This window comes from Solibacillus faecavium (genome assembly GCF_014836905.1).
Classification (GTDB): domain Bacteria; phylum Bacillota; class Bacilli; order Bacillales_A; family Planococcaceae; genus Solibacillus; species Solibacillus faecavium.
Window position 1 is genome coordinate 127,095 of the sequence record NZ_JACSPZ010000008.1, and the last position, 16,076, is coordinate 143,170.

A 16,076-nucleotide genomic window follows, 5' to 3' on the forward strand; every position below is an offset into this window, starting at 1 on the left:
GGAGGCATTTTCTAATGGCTAAAGAAAAATTTGACCGTTCAAAAACGCATGCTAACGTTGGTACTATCGGACACGTTGACCATGGTAAAACTACATTAACTGCTGCTATCGCAACAGTTCTTTCTAAAAAAATGGGTGGAGTAGCTAAATCTTACGCTGACATCGATAACGCTCCAGAAGAAAAAGAGCGCGGTATCACAATCAATACTTCACACGTTGAGTATGAAACAGAAACTCGTCACTATGCACACGTTGACTGCCCAGGACACGCTGACTATGTTAAAAACATGATCACTGGTGCTGCACAAATGGACGGCGGTATCTTAGTAGTATCTGCTGCTGATGGTCCAATGCCACAAACTCGTGAGCACATCTTACTTTCTAAACAAGTAGGTGTTCCTTACTTAGTAGTATTCATGAACAAATGTGATATGGTAGACGACGAAGAATTATTAGAATTAGTTGAAATGGAAATCCGTGACTTATTATCTGAGTACGACTTCCCAGGCGACGATCTTCCAGTAATCAAAGGTTCTGCTCTTAAAGCTCTTGAAGGAGAGCCAGAGTGGGAAGAAAAAATCGTTGAATTAATGAACGCTGTTGATGAGTACATCCCAACTCCAGAACGTCAAACTGACAAACCATTCATGATGCCAGTAGAGGACGTATTCTCTATTACTGGTCGTGGTACAGTTGCAACTGGTCGTGTTGAGCGTGGACAAGTTAAAGTTGGTGACGTTGTAGAAGTTATCGGTATCGATGAAGAAGCTAAAACTACAACTGTAACTGGTGTAGAAATGTTCCGTAAATTATTAGATTATGCTGAAGCTGGTGACAACATCGGTGCTTTATTACGTGGTATTGCTCGTGAAGATATCCAACGTGGTCAAGTATTAGCTAAACCAGGTTCAATTACTCCACACACAAACTTCAAAGCTGAAGTTTATGTTTTATCAAAAGAAGAGGGTGGACGTCATACTCCATTCTTCTCTAACTACCGTCCTCAGTTCTACTTCCGTACAACTGACGTAACTGGTATTTGTATGTTACCTGAAGGCGTAGAAATGGTTATGCCTGGCGATAACATCGAAATGACTGTAGAGTTAATCGCTCCAATCGCTTTAGAAGAAGGTACTAAGTTCTCTATCCGTGAGGGTGGCCGTACTGTAGGCGCTGGCGTAGTAGCTTCTATCCAAAAATAATTTTAGCTAATGGCTAATTGTTTAAACACCTTGCAGGGACGCTTGCAAGGTGTTTTTTTATTTACCTTATAACTTAAAAGCATAATGTTTATTCGAATTATGTATTTTATTTATACCCCCTCTTTCTATTATAATGAAAACAAGAACAGGGGATTCTTATTTATTTTTAAATATGAAGGGGGATATATTTATGACAAATTATGTACAGGTGGGGAATTTACAAGTAGCAGATGTATTGCTTCAGTTTATTAATGAACAGGTGCTACCAGACAGTGGCGTCGAGCAACAAGTATTTTGGGCCGGTTTCGATCAATTAATTCACGAGCTGGCACCAGAAAATAAAGCGTTACTTGCACACCGTGATCAATTGCAGGATAAAATTAATCAGTGGCATAAAGAAAACAAGGGGAATTTTGAATTTGACAGTTACAAAGCTTTCTTAGAGCAAATCGGTTATGTTGAGCCAAAGGTTGAGGATTTCCGTGTAGAGACAGAAAATGTAGATGAAGAAATTGCTTTCCAAGCGGGTCCACAATTAGTAGTACCGGTAAGTAATGCACGTTATGCCATTAATGCAGCGAATGCACGTTGGGGAAGTTTTTATGATGCATTATATGGGACTAATGTTATCAGTGATGAAGATGGTGCAACTGCAGGGAAAGGCTATAACCCGATTCGTGGGAACAAAGTAATTGAGTATGCAAAAAATTTCTTAAATCAGGCTGTTCCGTTATTAGATGGTGCTTCACATAAAGAAGCAACTCATTATGCAATTGTAGAAGGCACATTACAAGTAACATTAAATAACGGCGAAAAAACAACATTAGCAAATCAGGAAAAATTAGTTGGCTACCAAGGTACAGCTGAAGAACCAACTGCAATTTTACTTAAGAATAATGATTTACACATAGAAATTCAAATCGACCGTAACCATCCAATAGGAAAAGATGATGCCGCTGGTGTAAAGGATATTTTCCTAGAGTCTGCTATTACAACGATTATGGACTGTGAGGATTCTGTTGCAGCAGTAGATGCAGAAGATAAAGTTGAAGTATATTCAAATTGGTTAGGTTTAATGAAAGGTGATTTATCGGCAACATTTGAAAAAGATACAAAGACAGTGACTCGTACTTTAAATCCAGACCGTGAATATACAGGTTTAAATGGTGATACAGTTACTTTAAATGGACGTTCATTAATGTTTATTCGGAACGTGGGCCACTTAATGACGAATCCGGCTATTCTCGATAAAGATGGTGGCGAAGTACCTGAGGGAATTATGGATGGGGTTTTGACGAGCTTAATTGCTAAGCATGAAGTAATAGGAAATGGTCAATATAAAAACTCACAAAAAGGCTCTATTTATATTGTAAAACCAAAAATGCATGGGTCTAAGGAAGTTGCTTTCGCTAATAAATTATTTGATCGGATAGAGGATTTAATCGGGTTGTCGCGCTATACTTTAAAAATTGGTGTAATGGATGAAGAACGTCGTACGTCGCTTAACTTAAAAGCATGTATTCGTGAAGTGAAAAATCGTATTGTATTCATTAACACAGGCTTCTTAGATCGTACGGGCGATGAAATTCATACATCGATGGAAGCGGGGCCAATGATCCGCAAAGGTGAAATGAAAACATCTACTTGGTTAACTTCTTATGAAAAATCAAATGTTGTCGTTGGTTTAAATACAGGATTACAAGGCCGTGCGCAAATAGGTAAAGGAATGTGGGCAATGCCGGATCTAATGGCGGAAATGATTGAGCAAAAGATTAATCATCCAAAAGCAGGTGCGAATACAGCCTGGGTACCATCTCCTACAGCAGCTACCTTACATGCAACACATTATCATGAAGTAAGTGTAAAGGATGTTCAAAAAGGTATTTCAACTTCAGAAGAATTACAAGATGCTATTTTAGAAATTCCGGTTGCTGCAAATACGGACTGGACAGCGGAAGAAATTCAGCAAGAGCTAGATAACAATGCTCAAGGAATATTAGGATATGTGGTACGTTGGGTAGAAAATGGTGTTGGTTGCTCAAAAGTGCCGGATATTAATAATATTGGCTTAATGGAAGACCGTGCAACTTTACGTATTTCAAGTCAGCATATTGCAAACTGGTTACACCACGGCATTTGCACAAAAGAACAAGTGGAAGAAACTTTAAAACGCATGGCAAAAGTGGTAGATGAGCAAAATGCAGATGATCCATCATGTACGTCAATGTCAGCAAACTATGAGGAGTCTGTAGCTTTCCAAGCAGCAAGTGATTTAGTGTTTAAAGGTTACGAACAGCCAAACGGTTATACTGAGCCGATTTTGCACAAAAAACGAATTGAAGCAAAAGCAAAACAAAAAGTAAACGCATAATATTTTCTGAGTTACTGCTATCTTTAGCGAGATAGCAGTATTTTTTTATAGTTCATGGTCATTTTTATGGTTAAGGAGCAGCATCTAGAAATGTCTATATAAAACGGTTGCCTAGAGAATGAATATTTCTAGGCAACCATTTTATTGTAAAACATATTCATGTGCGAGTTTGATAAATTCACGTACTGAAAAAGGTAAGTATTTATTTTTCTTCCATGTTATACCGAGTTCTAGATGAATCGCTTCTTCTTGAAAAGGAATACGCTTGATGGATTTGTACGGAATCTTCTCAGCTAACTTTTCTGGTAGTAAAGCAATACCAAGCTTTGCCTGAACCATTTCTATAAAAAAATCTTTTTGGGTCGTTTCACAGGCAATCATCGGGAAAAAACCATTTTTTGAACACTCTTCAATAATTCGATCGTATAAAATAAAATCTTTCCTATATATAATAAAACTCTCTTCAGCTAAATCTTTTAATTGTACTTTTTGCTTTTGAGCAAGTGGATTACTTTCATGTACGATTAAAAGTAGTGGATCTTTTAAAAATCGGATTGTCTCCAAATTTTCATTCGACGATGTCACACTACATACTAAACCAATATCCAGCTCGCCTGATTCAATTTCCTGACGGATCCGCTTTGTACCTACTTCTGTTAATAAAATTTCAATGTATGGATAAAGCTCTTTGTAATAGCTAATTAATCTGGAGAAAAATTCAGCGCCGACAATTGGTGGAATGCCGATCCGAATTTGCCCCTTTTTTAGTTGCATTAAATCGGTTAGTTCTGAGCGCAAGTTTTGAAAGGATTCGAGTACTTGCATTGAATTAATGAGTACCGCTTGACCGGCATCCGTTAGTTCAAGCTGTTTTGATGAACGGTAAAATAACGGCACACCAAGTTCAGCTTCAAAGTTTTGAATTGCTTTACTAATAGATGGCTGCGATACATGCAATGTAGTAGCTGCTTTAGTAAAACTTAAATGTTTTGCTACTTCCACAAAGTATTCAATTTGGCGTATATCCATAGTTTCACCTCTTCTGGTGTAATTGAATTGATTATAGCAAAGTTTAGAAGTAGTGGCGTATTAGTTTTTGTATAATGGTAGTAGGTAAAAGGAGTGAAATGGATGAAGGTGCTACTCATTGAAGACGATGTTTCAATTTTTGATGTAATTTGTGAGCGTTTTGCCCAGTGGAATATAGATGTAATCGGTCCGGAAGATTTTCAGCATATAATGGTAACTTTTAAAAAAGAGGGGCCACAGCTCGTTATTATTGATATTCAACTTCCGGCATTTGATGGCTTTCATTGGTGTCGCGAAATTCGGGCAGTATCAAATGTGCCTATTTTATTTCTTTCTTCACGTGACCATCCAATGGATATGGTTATGGCTATGCAAATGGGTGCAGATGACTTTGTTCAAAAGCCATTTCATACAGAAGTTTTAATTGCAAAAGTACAAGCATTACTACGTCGGGCTTATAATTACCAGGAAACAATTCAGAGTGATATTGAGAAATGGAATGGAGCGGAAATTCATTATGATCGGGCGATGGTTCATTTTATGGGTGAACGTGTTGAGCTAACGAAAAATGAATTGTTTATTTTAAAGGTGTTGGTAAAGGCTAGGGGACAGATTGTTTCCCGAGATGAGCTGATGCGTAAATTATGGGATGATGAACGATTCGTAAATGATAATACATTAACTGTAAATGTAAACCGATTAAGACAACGTTTAGAGGATATTGGGATATTAGAGGGCATTATTACTAAAAAAGGGCTAGGCTACATGGCGGTGGATGCATGATTTCACTGTTTATAAGACAATATTTTTCGACCATACTGTTTGTTGCTGTACTTCAGCTTATTATAAATTTAATTATATTTGTCGATAAAGGATTTGAAGGTGTTTCCTTTTTTTATGTAAACATTGTATGGTTTGCACTCGTTGTTGGTTATTTTAGCTGGCGTTTTATGAAAGATAGACAAATGATGAAGGCCTATGCAAAACACAAAGGTAATTACATGGCAGTTATTCATGAAGAGTATGAAGAACAACTAGCAAGAAGGAGTGCTCAAGTGCAAGAGCAAAAGCTGCTAGTACTTGAACGACAGGATGAGTTTTTAGCATGGGTGCATGAAATGAAATCCCCTTTAACCGCTATGCAATTGTTAATGGAAAAGATTGAGGATAATGAATTAAAGGAACGTATGGAAAATGAGTGGCTACGTCTTTATTTATTATTAGATCAACAGCTTCACGCAACCCGTCTGATGACAATCGAACTCGACAATCGAATCGAAAAAGTTGACGTCAAAAGTGTTATTATACAAGAAATAAAAGCACTTCGCAGCTGGTGCTTTGAAAAACAAATAGCTATAGAGCTTGATATTGAAAAGATGACAGTTCAATCTGATGCAAAGTGGCTTGGATTTATCGTACGGCAAATTTTATCCAATGCAGTAAAGTATAGTGACGTCGGAGGAGAAATCAGGGTACTAGCACGTATGATAGATGAACAAGTTGTATTGGAAATCCAAGATGACGGAATCGGAATAAAAAGTGAAGATTTACCTCGTGTTTTTCGTAAATCCTATACCGGAACTATTGGTCGGGAAACAAGTGCAGCAACGGGAATGGGGTTGTATTTAGCTAAGCAGGCAGCCGAATCACTGCATGTTCTTCTCACAATTAAATCAACCGAAAATATCGGTACTTCCGTAAAAATTACTTTCCCAAAACCGAATAGTTATCATAAAACGCTTGGAATGTGACGAACTTGTCATTTACCGAGCGTTTTTGTCATGTAAATCAAACGATTAAATAGGGCAGAACTTGTAAAATGAACATAACAAGAAAGGATGGGAACAATGAGTATTCTAATCGCACGTAAAGTTCGAAAAACATACGGTAAGCGTTCGCTTGCACAGGAAGTATTAAAGGGGATTGATTTAGAAGTAGAAAAAGGTGAATTTGTTGGGATTATGGGTCCTTCAGGTTCAGGGAAAACAACGTTATTAAATGTACTTTGTTCAATAGATCAAGTAACAGATGGATTTGTGGAAATTAACGGGCAAAAGTTACAAGGGATGAAAGAGCGTACACTAGCAAAATTTCGACGCGACGAGCTCGGTTTTATATTCCAAGACTATAACTTACTCGACACATTGACTGTGAAGGAAAATATTCTATTACCGTTATCGCTTAGCTCTATTCCAAAAGCGGCTGCAGAAAAACGGTTGCAGGATCTCGTATCCATTTTGGGTATCTCGGATATTTTATCGAAGTATCCGAATGAAATTTCAGGTGGTCAGAAACAGCGTACATCTGCTGCACGTGCACTAATATCTAATCCTTCGTTAGTATTTGCCGATGAGCCAACAGGAGCACTTGATTCAAAGACAGCTACTGCACTACTCGATAATTTATCGGAAATTAATGAAGCAAAAAATGCAACGATTATGATGGTTACACATGATGCAGTCGCGGCAAGTTTCTGTTCACGTGTACTGTTTTTAAAAGATGGTCAAATTTATACGGAGTTGTACAAGGGCGATAAATCCCGCACAGAATTTTTCCAACAAATTTTAAATACGCAAAGTGTTTTAGGCGGTGAGCAAGGTGAAGCTTAGTCAGCTCGTTTTTAAAAGTATGCAAAAAAACATGCGTCACTATTATTTATACTTTTTTGCACTAATTTTTAGTGTGACACTGTTTTTCTCTTTTGTAACATTACAATATAATGAATCGATCATCGCAGCAACAAAAGCGAGCGGTACAGCTTCATCAGGTTTTGAAGCTGCATCGTATATGCTGTATTTTATTGTGTTATTCTTTGTGCTTTATGCCAATCACTTATTCATTAAGCGCCGGAGCAAGGAAATTGGTCTGTACCAGCTTATCGGTATGACAAAAGGACTTGTAACACGCTTAATTGCCTTTGAAAATATATTACTATTTATCGGAGCAGTAAGTATCGGAATGGTATTAGGGTTACTGAGCTCACGACTGTTCGCAATGATTTTGCTGAAACTTTTGCAATTTGATGCAGTAGTAACAATGACTTTTAGTAAAGTAGCGGTTGTAAATACTTTGATGGTATTTGGGATTTTATTAGTTATTATTTTAGTTCAAATGGCGTTTATAGTTCGTAAAACAAGTTTACTTTCTTTATTTAATGCTTCTAAACAAGCAGATGAGCGTGTAAAACGTTTTAGTGTATTCCCGATGATGATGGGGGCGATTGGCCTCGGCTTAATAATTTATGGATATTATAGAAGTACTGTATTGTTTACAGGGCAAACGACAAATTTATTTGTAAGCATGGTTGTTATTTTAGCGACTACAATTGGCGGCACATATCTAGTGTTTCGTTTTTCAGTAGCATTTTTGTTGAATTTATTCCGTCTTACAAAAAAGGGACATTTAAATTTAACGGATGTACTGGCACTTACACCAATTATGCATCGAATGAAAGGTAATGCTAAATCCTTAACGCTTATTACAGTATTAACAGCGGTGTCACTTGCAATAACAACACTTTCGTATATTAGCTATTATTCAGCTAGTAGTTCTGCAGAGGATGAAGTGCCGGCAGATTATATAGCTGTAGATGGGCGTGAAGAGCCATTCATTCAGGCGCTTGAGCAAGAAGGAATAGCATTTGAACAAAAAACGTTTAGATTAACAAGTGCACAATTTGATTTGGCTACAATACTTTCAGGTGATGTAATAGGTATGTTTCAAGGTAATACATTATCAGATGCCTTGATACTTCCGCTTTCAGATTATCACCAGCTTGATCCTGAAGTACAGCTCAACAAAGGTGAGGCAATTATTACAGGCTTCAGCGGCTTTCAATCGAATATAATGCCAATTGAAGCACCGAATGACTTAACTCTTTTACATCAGGAAAGTGAATTCCCGCTACGTATTCAAGAAGTGAATGATACAGCTGTACTAGCATGGAGGGTTACGGCAGGTGGATTTATTGTTGTTGTTGAGGATAGTGTTTTTAATCAGCTGCAACAATTAAATAGCGAATACGCAATTGGTTATTCAACACAAGAGCAAACAACGATTAATTTAACAAATGCCGATGAAGAAACATATAAGCAGGTGGAAAAGCTTTATAAACAGACAGGTGCGAATGTATTATTTGAATCTCATGAAGGCAGTACAGTAAATAAATTAAGTTCACAGCAGTCCACGGTTGAATACAATTTAAATCTTTACGGTACAACAATTTTTACAACAGCATTTTTAGGCTTGGCTTTTTTACTTGCCACAGGTAGTATTCTTTACTTTAAACAAATGTCTGAGGCAGATGAAGAGGCAGAATCATATAGAATTCTCCGTAAAATTGGTTTCACACAGGATGAATTATTACGTGGCATTATGATGAAGCAGCTATTTAATTTTGGTGTTCCATTGCTTATTGGCTTACTGCACAGCTATTATGCTGTAAAATCAGGCTGGTTTTTATTCGGTACAGAAATGACAACCCCACTTCTAATTACAATGAGTTTATATATTGCGATGTATATTATATTTGCATCATTAACGATCAGTTATTACAAAAAAATAATTAAACAAGCTTTATAATACTCAAAACCGTCAATTTTTTCTTAATTGACGGTTTTATTTTGTCCTAAAATATTGACTCGATAGTAGATTTCTTGTAACTTTAACACATTAGTAATTTAGCAGACGAAAGTGAAGTGTACAACATGAATGCTGTTTTAATAGCGGTTGGGGTTATGCTTATTTTAAGCCTACTGCGTATAAATGTCGTTTTATCTCTAACAGTAGGGGCTGTCATTGGTGGTCTTGTTGGAGGATTAAATTTAACTGATACAATAGAAGCCTTTGTAGGGGGACTAGGAGGCGGTGCAAATATAGCGTTGAGCTATGCACTACTTGGAGGCTTCGCATTGGCCATATCCCGTACAGGTATACCAGAAGTGCTAGTAAAGGCAATTTTAAAAGTAGTACAACGTGAGGGCGACTCACAAAAGCAAGGTGCCGCGAAAGCATTGATCTTCCTAGTATTACTAGCGATGGCCATTATGTCGCAAAACCTAATTCCAGTGCATATTGCTTTCATACCATTAATCGTTCCACCACTGATTAAAGTAATGAACATGCTGCAAATCGATCGTCGTTTAATTGTATGTATTTTAACATTTGGTTTAGTTATGCCCTATATGTTTATTCCTGCAGGCTTCGGCTTACTTTATCAAGGTATAATCGTGGAACAGCTTGGTTTAGCTGGTCTTGAAATTTCTTTAAGTGATGTTCCAAAGGCGATGGCTTTCGTAGCAGTGGGAATGGCAGTAGGTCTTATCGGCGCATTTTTTGCTTTCCGTAAACCACGTCAATATGATGACTTAAAAGTAGAAGTAACGAGTAGTTTAGATAAAGAAGTAAATACATTACATATACTGTTTGCTGTAGTTGCATTAATTGCTTCTATAATAGTGCAAGTTATGACTGATTCAATGATTATCGGGTCGCTTGTCGGTATTATGGTTTTGTATATAACAGGTGCATTAAAAGTGAAAGAAGCCGACGAAGTTCTTTCGGATGGTATGCGCATGATGGCATTCGTCGGCTTTGTAATGATTTCAGCAAATGGCTTTTCAGCAGTGATTAATGCAACAGGGGATGTAGAAACATTAGTTACTGGAGCGATGACTATTTTTAATGGGAATGTAAGTATTGCTGTATTAGTAATGCTCATTGTCGGTTTAATCGTAACAATGGGAATTGGTTCTTCATTTGCAACAATACCGATCATCGCAGCAATCTTTGTTCCGATTGCAATGGAACTAGGTCTAAGTGAATTAGCGATTATTTGTCTAATTGGTACTGCAGGTGTACTAGGAGACGCTGGTTCACCAGCTTCCGACTCAACGCTAGGACCGACAGCAGGGCTAAATGTGGATGGTCAGCATAACCACATTTGGGATACGTGTGTTCCAACATTTATCTTCTATAATATACCGCAAATCATTTTTGGATGGATTGCAGTTGTTTTCTTCCTATAGTATGTCGCCACTTTCATTTAATTGAAAGTGGCTTTTTTTAGTTAAACAAAACAATTGTATTTTCTGAATATTTTATTTAAAATAGATTCTTCTCTTAATAGTTGCTTTCAAGTTAATACTCTTATATACTAGAAAACGGCTCAAAAAGAGCGAACGCATTTAATTAAAAACAAAGAACGAAACATTATTTAAAAGAATTTTGCTAAAACACTTGCGAACTTCTTTTTTATTGTATATAATGTTGAATGTTGGTCTTTGACTGCGATGAAGCGAGAGGTTGCCGACACACCCGGCCGCTTTGCCATGGCGGTGTGTAGGAGAAATTTTCGTGGAGAATGTCTAGAAAATAGGCGAGAAGGAGGGAAAGTAATGGCAAAACAAAAAATTCGTATTCGTTTAAAAGCGTATGATCACCGTATCCTTGATCAATCTGCTGAGAAAATCGTTGAAACTGCGAAACGTTCAGGTGCTGGAGTATCGGGTCCGATCCCACTACCAACTGAAAGATCTGTATACACGATCTTACGTGCGGTTCATAAGTACAAAGATTCTCGTGAGCAATTTGAAATGCGCACACACAAACGTCTTATCGACATCGTTAACCCGACACCACAAACTGTTGATGCGTTAATGAAGCTTGATTTACCATCTGGCGTTGATATCGAAATCAAACTTTAATGGTAAAAACACAATATAAATCTTTTTCTCAAAATTTACAGGAGGTGTGACAAATGACTAAAGGAATCTTAGGTAGAAAAATTGGCATGACTCAAGTCTTTGCTGAAAACGGCGATTTAATCCCAGTAACAGTTATCGAAGCTGCTCCAAACGTAGTTTTACAAAAGAAAACTGTTGAAACTGATGGTTACGAAGCGATCCAATTTGGTTTTGAAGACAAGCGTATTAAGCTTTCTAACAAACCAGAGCAAGGACACGTAGCTAAAGCAAACACTGCTCCTAAGCGCTTCATCCGTGAGTTCCGCAACTTAGATGCTGCAGCTTACGAAGTTGGTCAAGAAGTCAAGGTAGAAATTTTCGCTGAAGGCGATGTAATCGATGTAACAGGTGTAACAAAAGGTAAAGGTTTCCAAGGTGTTATTAAACGCCATGGTCAATCTCGCGGCCCTATGTCTCACGGTTCTCGTTATCACCGTCGTCCAGGTTCAATGGGTCCAGTAGCTCCGAACCGCGTATTCAAACAAAAGAAATTACCTGGTCAAATGGGTGGCACAGTTGTTACTATTCAAAACCTTGAAATCGTTAAGGTTGATGCAGAGCGCAACTTACTACTTGTTAAAGGTAATGTTCCTGGTTCTAAAAAAGCATTAGTAACAGTTAAGACTGCTATTAAATCTAAATAATTTTCTCAAGAAAGGAGGAAACAGGAATGACAAAGGTTTCAGTACTTAGTCAAACAGGTGCTTCAGTTGGTGAAATCGAATTAAACGATGCGATTTTCGGAATCACACCAAACGAAGCTGTATTATTCGACGCAGTTGTTGCACAACGCGCATCTCTACGTCAAGGTAATCACAAAGTTAAAAACCGTTCAGCAGTTGCTGGTGGTGGTCGTAAACCATGGCGTCAAAAAGGAACTGGTCGTGCTCGTCAAGGTTCGATCCGCTCTCCACAATGGCGTGGCGGTGGTGTTGTATTCGGTCCTACTCCACGTAGTTACGCTTACAAACTACCTAAAAAAGTTCGTCGCTTAGCGATTAAGTCTGCTTTATCTACGAAAGTATTAGAGCAAAACTTAGTAGTACTTGATGCATTATCATTTGATGCACCAAAAACAAAAGATTTCAAAGCAGTATTAGCTGCATTAGAAATCAGCAAAAAAGCATTATTCGTAACTTCTGAAGTTAACGAAAACGCAATTTTGTCTGCTCGTAACATCCCTGGTGTTACAGTGTTAACAGCTGAAGGAATCAACGTATTAGACTTATTAGGTCATGATAAAGTTGTATTCACTCAAGATGCTGTAAAAAAAGTTGAGGAGGTGCTTGGATAATGGAAGCACGTGATATCTTAAAACGTCCGGTCATTACTGAGCGTTCTTCAGAAATTATGGCAGAGAAAAAGTATACTTTCGAAGTAGACACTCGCGCTAACAAAACTCAAGTTAAAGATGCTGTTGAAGAAATCTTCGGCGTTAAAGTTGAGAAAGTAAACGTTATGAACTACAAAGGTAAGTTCAAACGCGTTGGTAAATTCGGTGGATACACTAACAAACGTCGTAAAGCGATTGTTAAATTAACTGCTGATTCAAAAGAAATCGAATTATTCGAAATCTAATTTCTAATTTATAAAGTAACCTTTAAGAAGGAGGGAAAACAAATGGCGATTAAAAAGTATAAGCCAACCTCAAATGGACGTCGTAACATGACATCATCTGACTTTGCTGAAATCACTACTAATAAACCTGAAAAGTCTTTATTAGAACCGACTAAACGTAAAGCTGGTCGTAATAACCAGGGTAAAATTACTGTTCGTCATCACGGTGGCGGTCACAAGAAACAATACCGTGTTATCGATTTTAAACGTCTTAAAGACGGCATTCCAGGACGCGTTGCTACAATCGAGTACGATCCAAACCGTTCTGCGAACATCGCTTTAATTAACTATGCTGACGGTGAAAAACGTTACATCTTAGCTCCGAAAGGTCTTGAAGTAGGTCACACTATTTATTCAGGTCCAGAAGCGGATATTAAAGTAGGTAACGCTTTACCATTAGCAAACATTCCAATGGGTACAACAATCCATAACATCGAAATGAAACCTGGTAAAGGTGGACAATTAGTACGTTCAGCTGGTACTTCTGCGCAAGTATTAGGTCGTGAAGATAAGTACGTAATCGTTCGCTTACAATCTGGTGAAGTACGTTTAATTCTTGCTACTTGCCGTGCAACAATCGGTCAAGTTGGTAACGAACAACACGAACTTATCAACATCGGTAAAGCAGGTCGTTCTCGTTGGTTAGGTAAACGCCCAACAGTTCGTGGTTCTGTAATGAACCCTAACGATCACCCACACGGTGGTGGTGAAGGACGTTCTCCAATCGGACGTAAATCACCAATGACACCATGGGGCAAACCAACTCTTGGTTTCAAAACTCGTAAAAAGAAAAATAAATCATCTAAATTTATTATTCGCGGACGTAAAAAATAAAGTGGTAATACTACGGTTCAGTTTGAGAGCCGTGGTCGTATCACGGAGGGAGGTTCCTAAATGGGTCGCAGCTTAAAGAAAGGACCTTTTGTTGATGACCACCTAATGAAAAAGGTGGAAGCACAAGAGGCTTCTGAGAAAAAACAAGTTATTAAAACTTGGTCTCGCCGTTCTACTATCTTCCCAAACTTCATCGGTTTAACAATCGCTGTATATGATGGACGTAAACACGTTCCTGTATACGTGACAGAAGATATGGTAGGTCACAAACTTGGTGAGTTCGCACCGACACGTACTTATAAAGGTCACGGTGCAGATGACAAGAAAACAAGACGCTAATTTTGAGAGGAGGTAAATCCTAATGACACAAGCTAAAGCTATCGCTCGTACAGTTCGTATCGCTCCTCGTAAAGTTCGTCTAGTAGTAGACTTAATTCGAGGCAAGCAAATTGGTGAAGCAGTTGCAATTTTACGTCATACTCCAAAAGCGGCGTCTCCAGTCGTTGAGAAAGTATTAAAATCTGCAGTCGCTAACGCTGAACACAACTACGAGTTAGATATTAATAACTTAGTTGTATCTGAAATCTTTGTTGATGAAGGTCCAACATTAAAACGTTTCCGTCCACGTGCCCAAGGTCGTGCATCGGCAATTAACAAACGTACTAGCCACATTACTATTGTGGTATCTGAGAAGAAGGGGGTTTAATCCGTGGGTCAAAAAGTACATCCAATAGGACTACGTGTTGGTATTATTCGTGACTGGGAATCTAAGTGGTTCGCTGAGAAAGATTACGCAAACTTATTACACGAAGATATCAAAGTACGTAAATATATCGAAACTAAACTTAAAGATGCATCTGTATCTAAAGTAGAAATCGAACGCGCTGCAAATCGCGTGAACATTACTATTCACACTGCGAAGCCAGGTATGGTTATCGGTAAAGGTGGTACGGAAGTTGAAAACTTACGTAAACATTTAACTGATTTAACTGGTAAACGTGTGCATATTAACATTATTGAAATTAAACGTGCAGATCTTGACGCTAAATTAGTAGCTGAAAACATCGCTCGTCAACTTGAGAACCGCGTATCATTCCGTCGTGCTCAAAAACAATCAATCCAACGCACAATGCGCGCTGGTGCAAAAGGTATTAAAACACAAGTATCTGGTCGTTTAGGTGGCGCTGACATCGCGCGTGCTGAACACTATAGCGAAGGAACTGTTCCACTTCATACATTACGTGCTGACATTGATTATGCACATGCTGAAGCAGACACTACTTATGGTAAACTAGGCGTAAAAGTTTGGATCTACCGTGGTGAAGTCCTTCCTACTAAAAAGAACTCTGTGGAAGGAGGCAAATAAAATGTTATTACCTAAACGCGTAAAATATCGTCGTGAACACCGTGGTAACATGCGTGGAGAAGCGAAGGGCGGTAAAGAAGTATCTTTTGGTGAGTTTGGCTTACAAGCTACAACTGCATCTTGGATCACTAACCGTCAAATCGAATCTGCTCGTATCGCAATGACTCGTTACATGAAACGTGGCGGTAAAGTTTGGATCAAAATCTTCCCACATAAGCCTTACACGAAAAAGCCTCTAGAAGTCCGAATGGGTTCTGGTAAAGGTTCTCCTGAAGGTTGGGTAGCAGTAGTAAAACCAGGAAAAGTAATGTTCGAAATCGCTGGTGTATCTGAAGAGGTAGCACGTGAAGCACTTCGTTTAGCATCACACAAACTTCCTGTGAAATGTAAGATTGTAAAACGTCAAGAAACTGGTGGTGAATCTAATGAAAGCTAATGAAATCCGTGACCTTGCCACTAATGAAATTGAATTAAAAGTGAAATCACTGAAAGAAGAGCTTTTCAACCTTCGCTTCCAATTGGCGACTGGTCAATTAGAAAACACAGCTCGCATCCGTGAAGTTCGCAAAGCGATCGCACGTATGAAAACTGTGATTCGTGAAAGAGAAATCAGTGCAAATAACTGATAAAGGAGGGTTTTATGTATGACTGAGCGTAACCAACGCAAAGTTTACACGGGCCGTGTCGTTTCAGACAAAATGGATAAAACAATTTCTGTATTAGTTGAAACTCATAAAAAGCATAAGCTTTATGGCAAGCGTGTAAAATACTCGAAAAAGTTTAAGGCTCATGATGAGCTAAACACTGCGAATATCGGTGATATCGTACGTATCATGGAAACTCGCCCGCTATCAGCTACTAAACGCTTCCGTTTAGTTGAAGTTGTAGAAAAAGCGGTTATTATTTAATAACAT

Annotated in this window: 19 protein-coding genes; 18 read left to right on the forward strand and 1 reads right to left on the reverse strand. The window is 38.2% G+C overall.

Features of this window, described 5'->3' with window-relative positions; genetic code table 11:
* Positions 1 to 14: 14 nt before the first annotated feature.
* Entirely contained in the window at positions 15 to 1,202 is a 1,188-nt protein-coding gene (tuf, locus tag H9635_RS15115) for an elongation factor Tu (RefSeq protein WP_191701148.1), read from the forward strand.
* A gap of 190 nt (positions 1,203 to 1,392) precedes the next feature.
* The gene (locus H9635_RS15120; RefSeq protein ID WP_191701149.1) at positions 1,393 to 3,573 is read left to right on the forward strand and encodes a malate synthase G; all 2,181 of its coding nucleotides are present in this window, start codon (positions 1,393 to 1,395) and stop codon (positions 3,571 to 3,573) included.
* Positions 3,574 to 3,714: 141 nt separating this feature from the next.
* On the opposite strand, the gene H9635_RS15125 is transcribed toward H9635_RS15120, so the two are convergent.
* Positions 3,715 to 4,602, reverse strand: coding sequence for a LysR family transcriptional regulator (locus H9635_RS15125; RefSeq protein ID WP_191701150.1), 888 nt, complete (start codon positions 4,600 to 4,602; stop codon positions 3,715 to 3,717).
* 102 nt (positions 4,603 to 4,704) lie between these two features.
* Between H9635_RS15125 and H9635_RS15130 the strand changes: the two genes are divergently transcribed.
* The 16 genes from H9635_RS15130 (at position 4,705) to rpsQ (ending at position 16,070) form a co-directional block, all read left to right on the forward strand.
* Positions 4,705 to 5,385 carry a response regulator transcription factor gene (locus H9635_RS15130; protein ID WP_191701151.1) on the forward strand — a complete coding sequence of 227 codons (681 nt, stop codon included), beginning with the start codon at positions 4,705 to 4,707 and terminating at the stop codon, positions 5,383 to 5,385.
* Positions 5,382 to 6,353 (forward strand): sensor histidine kinase, encoded by a 972-nt coding sequence (locus tag H9635_RS15135; protein WP_191701152.1) that lies wholly within the window; start codon positions 5,382 to 5,384, stop codon positions 6,351 to 6,353. Before H9635_RS15130 ends, H9635_RS15135 begins: the two co-directional genes overlap by 4 nt.
* Before the next feature lie 96 nt (positions 6,354 to 6,449).
* Complete coding sequence (locus H9635_RS15140) at positions 6,450 to 7,211, forward strand: ABC transporter ATP-binding protein (RefSeq protein WP_191701153.1); 762 nt, start codon at positions 6,450 to 6,452, stop codon at positions 7,209 to 7,211.
* 19 nt (positions 7,212 to 7,230) lie between these two features.
* Positions 7,231 to 9,183 carry an ABC transporter permease gene (locus tag H9635_RS15145; RefSeq protein ID WP_225231332.1) on the forward strand — a complete coding sequence of 651 codons (1,953 nt, stop codon included), beginning with the start codon at positions 7,231 to 7,233 and terminating at the stop codon, positions 9,181 to 9,183.
* A gap of 125 nt (positions 9,184 to 9,308) precedes the next feature.
* The gene (locus H9635_RS15150; protein WP_191701155.1) at positions 9,309 to 10,628 is read left to right on the forward strand and encodes a Na+/H+ antiporter family protein; all 1,320 of its coding nucleotides are present in this window, start codon (positions 9,309 to 9,311) and stop codon (positions 10,626 to 10,628) included.
* A gap of 369 nt (positions 10,629 to 10,997) precedes the next feature.
* Positions 10,998 to 11,306 (forward strand): 30S ribosomal protein S10, encoded by a 309-nt coding sequence (gene rpsJ, locus H9635_RS15155; RefSeq protein WP_008406970.1) that lies wholly within the window; start codon positions 10,998 to 11,000, stop codon positions 11,304 to 11,306.
* A gap of 53 nt (positions 11,307 to 11,359) precedes the next feature.
* A complete protein-coding gene (gene rplC, locus H9635_RS15160) occupies positions 11,360 to 11,989 on the forward strand; it encodes a 50S ribosomal protein L3 (RefSeq protein ID WP_191701156.1) in 630 nt (209 codons plus the stop codon).
* A gap of 26 nt (positions 11,990 to 12,015) precedes the next feature.
* Positions 12,016 to 12,639 carry a 50S ribosomal protein L4 gene (rplD, locus tag H9635_RS15165; protein WP_191701157.1) on the forward strand — a complete coding sequence of 208 codons (624 nt, stop codon included), beginning with the start codon at positions 12,016 to 12,018 and terminating at the stop codon, positions 12,637 to 12,639.
* A complete protein-coding gene (gene rplW / locus H9635_RS15170) occupies positions 12,639 to 12,923 on the forward strand; it encodes a 50S ribosomal protein L23 (protein WP_008406966.1) in 285 nt (94 codons plus the stop codon). The genes rplD and rplW overlap by 1 nt, the downstream gene beginning before the upstream one ends.
* Positions 12,924 to 12,965: 42 nt before the next feature.
* The gene (gene rplB / locus H9635_RS15175; RefSeq protein WP_191701158.1) at positions 12,966 to 13,796 is read left to right on the forward strand and encodes a 50S ribosomal protein L2; all 831 of its coding nucleotides are present in this window, start codon (positions 12,966 to 12,968) and stop codon (positions 13,794 to 13,796) included.
* Positions 13,797 to 13,856: 60 nt separating this feature from the next.
* On the forward strand, positions 13,857 to 14,135 hold the full coding sequence (rpsS, locus tag H9635_RS15180; RefSeq protein WP_004233637.1) for a 30S ribosomal protein S19: 279 nt from the start codon (positions 13,857 to 13,859) through the stop codon (positions 14,133 to 14,135).
* A gap of 22 nt (positions 14,136 to 14,157) precedes the next feature.
* Positions 14,158 to 14,502, forward strand: coding sequence for a 50S ribosomal protein L22 (gene rplV / locus H9635_RS15185; protein ID WP_191701159.1), 345 nt, complete (start codon positions 14,158 to 14,160; stop codon positions 14,500 to 14,502).
* Positions 14,503 to 14,505: 3 nt separating this feature from the next.
* The gene (rpsC, locus tag H9635_RS15190) at positions 14,506 to 15,162 is read left to right on the forward strand and encodes a 30S ribosomal protein S3 (protein ID WP_191701160.1); all 657 of its coding nucleotides are present in this window, start codon (positions 14,506 to 14,508) and stop codon (positions 15,160 to 15,162) included.
* A 1-nt stretch (position 15,163) separates the two neighbouring features.
* On the forward strand, positions 15,164 to 15,598 hold the full coding sequence (gene rplP / locus H9635_RS15195) for a 50S ribosomal protein L16 (protein WP_008406960.1): 435 nt from the start codon (positions 15,164 to 15,166) through the stop codon (positions 15,596 to 15,598).
* Positions 15,588 to 15,788 carry a 50S ribosomal protein L29 gene (rpmC, locus tag H9635_RS15200; protein WP_008406958.1) on the forward strand — a complete coding sequence of 67 codons (201 nt, stop codon included), beginning with the start codon at positions 15,588 to 15,590 and terminating at the stop codon, positions 15,786 to 15,788. Before rplP ends, rpmC begins: the two co-directional genes overlap by 11 nt.
* A gap of 18 nt (positions 15,789 to 15,806) precedes the next feature.
* The gene (gene rpsQ / locus H9635_RS15205; RefSeq protein ID WP_008406957.1) at positions 15,807 to 16,070 is read left to right on the forward strand and encodes a 30S ribosomal protein S17; all 264 of its coding nucleotides are present in this window, start codon (positions 15,807 to 15,809) and stop codon (positions 16,068 to 16,070) included.
* The last annotated feature ends 6 nt before the right edge of the window (positions 16,071 to 16,076 follow it).